This is a genomic window from Sulfurimonas sp., assembly GCF_026988655.1.
Classification (GTDB): Bacteria; Campylobacterota; Campylobacteria; order Campylobacterales; family Sulfurimonadaceae; genus Sulfurimonas.
On record NZ_JALSKT010000044.1, the window covers coordinates 22,808 to 30,507 of the forward strand.

9 protein-coding genes are annotated in these 7,700 nt (G+C 36.4%); 5 read left to right on the forward strand and 4 right to left on the reverse strand.

All coding sequences use genetic code 11. The annotated features are described in order from the left end of the window. Positions 1–24: 24 nt before the first annotated feature. The 5 genes from MV052_RS04315 to folP are packed head-to-tail and all read left to right on the forward strand — an operon-like array spanning position 25 to position 4,004. Positions 25–495 carry an RNA pyrophosphohydrolase gene (locus MV052_RS04315; protein WP_297441303.1) on the forward strand — a complete coding sequence of 157 codons (471 nt, stop codon included), beginning with the start codon at positions 25–27 and terminating at the stop codon, positions 493–495. After that, positions 496–1,707 carry an aspartate kinase gene (locus tag MV052_RS04320; protein WP_297441305.1) on the forward strand — a complete coding sequence of 404 codons (1,212 nt, stop codon included), beginning with the start codon at positions 496–498 and terminating at the stop codon, positions 1,705–1,707. A gap of 29 nt (positions 1,708–1,736) precedes the next feature. Beyond that, positions 1,737–2,261 carry a HobA family DNA replication regulator gene (locus MV052_RS04325; protein ID WP_297441308.1) on the forward strand — a complete coding sequence of 175 codons (525 nt, stop codon included), beginning with the start codon at positions 1,737–1,739 and terminating at the stop codon, positions 2,259–2,261. Further along, positions 2,248–2,868: a DNA polymerase III subunit delta' gene (locus MV052_RS04330; protein WP_297441310.1), complete on the forward strand. Its 621-nt coding sequence runs from the start codon at positions 2,248–2,250 to the stop codon at positions 2,866–2,868. Before MV052_RS04325 ends, MV052_RS04330 begins: the two co-directional genes overlap by 14 nt. Further along, complete coding sequence (gene folP, locus MV052_RS04335) at positions 2,865–4,004, forward strand: dihydropteroate synthase (RefSeq protein WP_297441312.1); 1,140 nt, start codon at positions 2,865–2,867, stop codon at positions 4,002–4,004. Before MV052_RS04330 ends, folP begins: the two co-directional genes overlap by 4 nt. On the opposite strand, the gene MV052_RS04340 is transcribed toward folP, so the two are convergent. From MV052_RS04340 to MV052_RS04355, 4 genes are all read right to left on the reverse strand, one after another. After that, on the reverse strand, positions 3,985–5,631 hold the full coding sequence (locus MV052_RS04340) for an inorganic phosphate transporter (protein WP_297441314.1): 1,647 nt from the start codon (positions 5,629–5,631) through the stop codon (positions 3,985–3,987). The genes folP and MV052_RS04340 overlap by 20 nt on opposite strands. A gap of 3 nt (positions 5,632–5,634) precedes the next feature. Further along, the gene (locus tag MV052_RS04345) at positions 5,635–6,183 is read right to left on the reverse strand and encodes a peptidylprolyl isomerase (protein WP_297441316.1); all 549 of its coding nucleotides are present in this window, start codon (positions 6,181–6,183) and stop codon (positions 5,635–5,637) included. A gap of 2 nt (positions 6,184–6,185) precedes the next feature. Next, positions 6,186–6,584: a peptide-methionine (R)-S-oxide reductase MsrB gene (msrB, locus tag MV052_RS04350; RefSeq protein ID WP_297441319.1), complete on the reverse strand. Its 399-nt coding sequence runs from the start codon at positions 6,582–6,584 to the stop codon at positions 6,186–6,188. Next, positions 6,571–7,700 (reverse strand): hypothetical protein (locus MV052_RS04355; protein WP_297441320.1); only part of this gene is annotated, 1,130 nt, incomplete at its 5' end. The genes MV052_RS04355 and msrB, both read right to left, overlap by 14 nt.

The following is a 7,700-nucleotide window of genomic DNA, read 5'->3' on the forward strand; positions in this document are numbered from 1 at the left end:
GCCAATTATATAATAGGCTCTAAAATGAACAAAAAAGAGAAATATCGCCCAAATGTAGCGATGATAATCGTATCAAATAATTATCCGCAAAAAAAAGAAATATTTATTGCGCAACGAAATGATTTAGCTGATATTTGGCAGTTTCCTCAAGGTGGAATTGATGAAGGTGAAGAGGTAAAAGATGCCCTTTTTCGTGAGATGGAAGAAGAGATAGGTACATCTTCTGCTGAGATCGTAGCTGAATATCCTGAGTGGATTTCTTATGATTTTCCGCAAAAATTTCTAAAAAAGATGAAACCTTATAAAGGGCAAACGCAGCGATATTTTTTGTTAAAACTCAAAGATGATGCAAAGATTGACATCAACACAAAACACCCTGAATTTACAGGATATAAATTTGTGAGTGTGGATGATGTGCTGAATTTAACGGCACACTTTAAAAAACCTGTGTATGAAGAGGTCATAAAATATTTTATAAAAGAGGGGTTACTGTAGATGTTGGTAGTTCAAAAATTTGGTGGAACAAGTGTTGGTGACTTAGATCGTATCCAAAATGTTGCAAATCGTGTTGCCAAAACAAAAGATGAGGGCAATGATGTCGTCGTTGTTGTTTCTGCAATGAGTGGAGAAACAAACAAACTTGTAGAGTATGCAGAACATTTTTCAAAGAATCCAGCGAGAGCTGAGATGGATATGCTTTTAAGCTCGGGCGAGAGAGTTACAGCTTCACTGCTCTCTATTGCATTACAAGAGATGGGATATGATTCTGTTGCTATGACGGGGCGAAAAGCTGGAATTCGTACCAATAAACTTCACACAAAAGCACGCATCGAAGATATTAACCCAGATACTATGCAGAGCTATATCAAAGAAGGCAAAATTATTGTTGTTGCAGGGTTTCAAGGTGTCAATGAAAATGGTGATGTAACTACATTAGGACGCGGTGGAAGTGACTTGAGTGCTGTGGCTATTGCTGGTGCACTTAAAGCTGATTTGTGTGAGATCTATACAGATGTGACAGGTATCTACACGACTGATCCACGTATAGAGCCAAAAGCGAAAAAACTAGAGCGTATTTCTTATGACGAGATGCTTGAGCTTGCAAGCTTGGGGGCAAAGGTTTTACAAAATCGTTCAGTTGAGATGGCAAAAAAACTCAATGTGAATTTAGTAACAAGAAGTAGCTTTAGTGATGAAGAAGGCACATTAATTACAAAGGAAGAAAATATTATGGAAGAACCATTAGTAAGCGGAATAGCACTAGATAGAAATCAAGCTCGTATTTCTTTAGCAGGGGTAAAAGACAGACCAGGTATCGCTTCTGAAATTTTTAATAAACTTGCAGTTGCTGAGGTTAATGTTGATATGATAATCCAAAATAAAGCAGTAGATGACACAACAAATATTGACTTTACTGTTCCTGTGAGTGATTTAAATGATGCTAAAGCCGTAGTTGATACTTTTATAGAAAACGGTGAGATTAAATCAGACTCATATAATGATGATATTTGTAAGGTTTCTGTTGTTGGTATCGGTATGAAATCACACGCTGGTGTTGCAGCAACAGCGTTTTCTACAATGGCGCAAAACAATATCAATATCAATATGATTTCAACCTCTGAGATAAAAGTCTCCATGGTTATTGATGAAAAATATGCAGAGTTGGCAGTGAGAAGCCTTCATGATGCTTACGAGTTAGAAAAATAGAAACAAACGCAGATTTCGCTCAATGGAGCTTGGATGCTATTAGAGAAGAGGGCGGTAGCCTCTCATGGCTTGAAGAGCACCGTTTTGAGTGGTCTAAAACTACTGCCTATGCGCTAGAACAGATTCTTAATGGGAAGACGATTATTCTTATTACAGATGAAAAACGTAAATGGTTTGAAAACTATATCCTCACTTCTATCAATGGAATAAATTTGGATAGACCTATGATCCCCATACTAAGCATTGACAGTCTTTACACACATTATAATGCCATTAGTGGTGGTGAAGGTATTGACCTTGTTGATGATATGATTGCACAGTCTTACAAAGATGATTACTTTTTTTGGTACATTGGAAAAGGCGATGATAAACGCAGTGATATAGCAAAAAGAAAAGATGAGAGTTATTTTTGGATTTTTGATGAGGATTTTAACAATGCTTTTACCCTCAAATCGTATGACACTTCTTTAGATATTAAACTTTTACAACTCTATAAACTTTTTAATGCCTCGTTAAACGCAGCGATGTTTGGAGAGGTTGATGCAAGCTCCTAATGGTGTCAAAGGACATATCCTTATCACAAGTGAGATTGAAGAGGAGATGAATAGGCTTGAAGATATACTCAAGCCTCTGCGTGTAGTAAAGTTTTTTGAAGAAAATTTCAAGATAGAACATGCAAAATTAGTGACTTCAGAGGCTTATATCAGTGAATCACAAACAAAATACATTGTGATTGGTGCGAAAGAATTTACAGATGTAGCACAAAACTCTCTACTGAAACTCTTAGAAGAACCTCCTCACAATCTTGAGTTTATACTGCTCTCTCCTACAAAATCAAACCTTTTACCTACCGTACGTTCACGTTTACCAATTTTTACAACAGAGTCAAATCATAAGGCGCAATCATTAGAGATTAATTTAGCACGTATTGATTACAAAGAGGTTTTTGCATTTTTAAAACAAAATGCAAGAGTGTCAAAAAATGAGGCAAAAGCTTTGGTTGAAGCACTGTTTTATCGTGCGACAGTGGTTGATAAGCTTATTCTCAATCAAACGCAGTTAGATAATTTTGATAAAGCGTATCGATTGTTAGACTTGAACTCACGTGCGCAAAGTGTTTTAGCTATGCTCCTGATGAGTTTTGCTCAGGATAATAGATGATCGTTGAAAAGTTATCTTCTGAGATTGATATAAAAACACAACTCAAAGCGCTTGGGGTTGATGGCGGTGGGATTAGTATCTTAGCTTCAAAAGCTCAAACACATATCATTTCTATAAAAGATTTACATGTTGGTGGCGCAAATATCTTAAAACAAGATGCCCTCTCAGTGGGTGCAGATTTGGCTGTGCCAAAAGGAACTGTTACTGCATCTACTCCAAGGGTAGATTGTCTCTTGATAGCGACAACACGACAACTGAAAATTTTAGCTAAAAAAGAACTAGCACAACCTTTTGGACTCAAAGACTTAGCAAAGAAACTCGGAGAGTTTTCTAAGCTTACAATGCCTAAAAATATTGAAATTATGGGTATTATTAATGCCAATGATGACAGTTTTTTTAGTGGAAGTCGGTTTAAAGATTTGGATGCTATCGCCATGATAGAAAAGATGATAGCAGAGGGTGCAGACATCATTGACATCGGTGGTGTCTCTTCCCGTCCAAACGCAGTAAAAGTAAGTGCCCAAGAAGAGTTGCAAAGAGTGAGTCCTATTTTGGAACTTATCAAAAAAAACAAACTTTTTGAAAAAGTAAAATTTAGTATTGACTCTTATGAACCAATAGTCATCAAAAAAGCATTAGAATCAGGCTTTAGTATCGTCAATGACATCACCGGACTTGCAAATGATGCAGTGTGTGAACTGTGTGCAAAATACAAAGCAACTGTGGTGATTATGCATATGCAGGGTACACCTCAAACAATGCAAATAAATCCAAGTTATACAAATATTCTTACAGAAGTGTATTCTTTTTTAGAAGAGAGAATCAAAAAAGCTCAAGCTTTTGGTATAGAAGATATCGTGATAGATGTTGGTATAGGGTTTGGTAAAAGATTAGAAGATAATCTCTTTCTTATCAAAAACCTTGAGCATTTTATGACATTAGATAAACCAATGCTTGTGGGTGTTTCAAGAAAATCAATGATAGATAAAATTTCAACATCCTCTGTTGAAGATCGACTTGCAGGTACACTAGCTCTACATCTTGAAGCACTTAGAAATGGTGCTTCTATCTTGCGCGTCCATGATGTCCCTGAACATATTCAGGCACTGCGAGTTTTTAAAGCATTATCCCTCTAATAGTATAAAATAGAGTAGCTGCTAAAACTGCGGCTACAGGAACCGTAATAATCCATGCTGCAACTATTTTTTTAATGGCATCACGTTTGACATATTGGACTTTTTTAACTCTTTTGATATGTTGTTTCGTTGATTTAATAAGCTTGCTTTCATCTTCAATAAGTTTAAAAAGAGTAACTAATCTTTTATAATCATCTTGTGATTTGCCTTCTTTAAGCTCTAAATCTTTTACTTCTGCTTTGTAGGCTCGAAGCTGAGATTTTTCATCATCTATAAGAGATAGGTCTTCTTCTATTGTATTTGTTTTTTCTGTAAGTTGTAGATATTCTCTTAAAAAACCAACACCAAATACACCACCAATAGCGATATGGGTAGAACTAACAGGCAAACCAAGTTGTGAAGCGATAATAACGGTAATAGAAGCAGCCATTGCGATTGAGAATGCCCGTATTTGGTCAAGTTCTGTGATTTCTGAACCAACTGTTTTGATAAGTTTTGGACCATATAGCGCAAGTCCTAGAGCGATACCCAAGCCACCAACTGCCATGACCCATAATGGAATAGTCGCTTTTGATGAAATGCCACCATTTACTACTGCATCATTGATGGCCGCTAGAGGACCTACTGCGTTTGCAACATCGTTTGCTCCATGAGCAAAACTTAACAGTGCTGCAGCAAAGATAAGAGGGATGGTAAAGAGTGTGTTTACAGATGCTTTAGAATTTTCTAGTCTGTTGTTGCTTGCATTGAGTTTTGCTTTTACAGCAAGATAGACTAGAACTGCTACAACTAAACCTAATGTTAGGGCAGTTAAAAAGCTTGGCTTTTTGCTCATTTCAATAGAAACTAATGGGATAAAGTTTAAAATATCTACAACTTGTGGCCAGATTTTTTTTAAGCCTTTAAGTGTTAAATAGGTTACAAATGCCCATGACATGAGTGCCACAAAAATAGGAACATATCTTTTTGCTGCGTTTACTTTATCTTCTTTAAAAACAATACTCTTTTTAATAGCAAAAAGAAAAGCAGCTGCGATAACTCCACCTAAGACAGGTGAGATAACCCATGAAGCAGCAATCTTAGCCATAGTTGACCAAGAAACAATACTAAATCCAGCAGCAGCAATTCCAGCACCCATAACACCACCAACAATAGAGTGTGTCGTGGAAACAGGAGCCTTCATCATTGTTGCAAAGTTTAGCCATAATGCTGCAGCTAAGAGTGCCGCCATCATAGCCCAGATAAATGGGTCAGCATCTCCTCCAAACGCAGCAATATCAATGATGCCTTTTTTAATTGTTTTTACAACTTCACCACCAGCAATTAATGCGCCACTAGCCTCAAAAACAGCGGCAATTATGATAGCCATTGTCATAGTCATAGCCTTTGAGCCAACAGCCGGACCGACATTATTTGCTACATCATTTGCCCCAATATTCATAGCCATATATGCACCAATCAGTGCAGCAATAGCTAAAAACACATTGTTTGGTATGCCTCCGTTACTTAAAAAACTATAAGTTAGAACTGCGACCATAAAAAAGAGGGCTAATCCGAGTTTTGCAAAATCAGTTCCACTCTTTTTAAGCGCTTCTTCTTCTAACTTTTTAATTGTTTGCATTTCCATTATTTATTTTTTAATATAGGCTTTAATGATTTCTTGACGCTCTAGAGGTCTGTCTCCACCGCTTCTGCCACTTGTTGCAACTTCATTGAGTTTGTATAGAGTTTGCATAGAATCTTTATCTACAACTTTTCCAAAGATAGTATAGCCACCGTTGAGCCAAGGTGTTTTTGCTGTTGTTATGAAAAATTGACTTCCGTTTGTATTTGGACCCCTGTTAGCCATTGCTAAAATGCCAGGTTTATCAAAAACAAGATTGGCTTTAAACTCGTCTTTGAAATCTTTATGCCAGATACTTTCTCCACCACGACCAGTCTCAGTAGGGTCACCACCTTGAATCATAAAGTTTTTAATGATACGATGAAAAGCGATTTTGTTGTAGTATCCTTTTTTGACTAAGGTTGTGAAGTTTTCAACTGCAAGTGGAGCTGCATCTGGAAAAAGTTCAAGCTCTATTTTCCCCTGTGTTGTTTCTAGAACAACATGCGGATTGACATTTTTTGCATAGAGTGATACATTTAATAAAACGAGTAGTGCTATGATGATTTTTTTCATTTTTATCCTTCTTTTTCTTCTTCAAAATTTAAACAAACAGAGTTGATACAGTAACGAAGTCCTGTTGGCTCTGGACCATCTGGAAAGACATGCCCTAAATGAGCATCGCAATTATTGCAACGAACTTCAATGCGAATCATACCATGCGCACTATCTTTTACCTCTTTTATAGCATCAGGAGAATAGGGCTCAAAGTAGCTTGGCCAACCTGTACCAGAATTAAACTTCGTACTTGAATCAAAAAGTGGTGCATTACAACATTTACATTTGTAAACGCCTTGGGCTTTATTGTCGTTGTATTTTCCGCTAAATGGGGCTTCAGTCCCATGTTGCCGGCAAACATAGAATTCTTCAGGAGTGAGTTGTTTCTTCCACTCCTCTTCAGTTTTAGTCACTTTCATATTTTTCCTTTAGTTTTTTGATTTTTGGAGATTCTTCTTCAAAAAGTATGTGAGCACCGCTGTTTGCAAGCTCGATTGCGTACGTAATTCTATCCACTGAGACACTCTCATCATGAAGCAATATTATATGCTCACAGTCTAGTTCGTTTAAGTCATCATAGCCTGTTAAGACAATACCATCTAGGTTTTGTTTTGCAAGTCTATGCACACCACTTACTATATAAACACTTTCTTTGAGAAATGATTCTAAGTCTTCATGCAACTGCAACTTAGTCGTATCATCCGATATTATGATTATATCATTTGCATTTGATTTTTTTAATAAACCTGGAAGAATACTTAAGACTTTTGCGTAAGGATGCGTCTGTCTAAACATAACACTTTTATGTTTACTTTGATACTCTTGTGTTAATGTATGATCTGGATTCTTATCTACTGCGTTTACAAAAACTTTTTTAGCATTTTTGTATTGACTTAAGAGTACACCGAGTATGTTATCTTCAAGTAAATTAGCATCGTCACATAATATTGTAAGATTTTTATGTTGAGAGGATTGGATAAATTCTTGAGCTGTCATAATCTTAATGGATGTAAGATCTAGTTCTACTATGGCATGTTCTATTATTTCAATTAGCTGCTTGTGCAAGATATCTCTGGCAAGAGGAGTTGCTTTTATAATGACAATAGTTTGGAGCGGGTTCTTAAGTATCTCACTGAGAGCTTTAAGAAGTAAAAGAGAGCTTTTGCCACTTTTTGTCTTTCCCTTTAGGTAGGTTATGCCTGAGAGTTCAAGATCGATAAATGCTTTTTGTTCTGGGTTTACTAGATAAAGTTTATTTTGTTTATCTAAAATGGTGTATTGAGTAAAAAGGGTACCAAGTATAATATTTTCAGAACCCAAAGAGCTTAGCTTTGCCTGTTGTAGGTGAAGCTTATGAACAATGTCGTCTTTTGTGTCATTAGCAAAGATTATTTTTTCTGCAACAAGGGAAGATTTGAGACTAGCATCTAAATTTTGATACTCATGGGAGCTTAGTTTATTCATAAGGAGATAATTGAAAATTTCGACACCATCAGTGTGTATAATTTCATTAAACTTACGGCGTATTGCTGTTT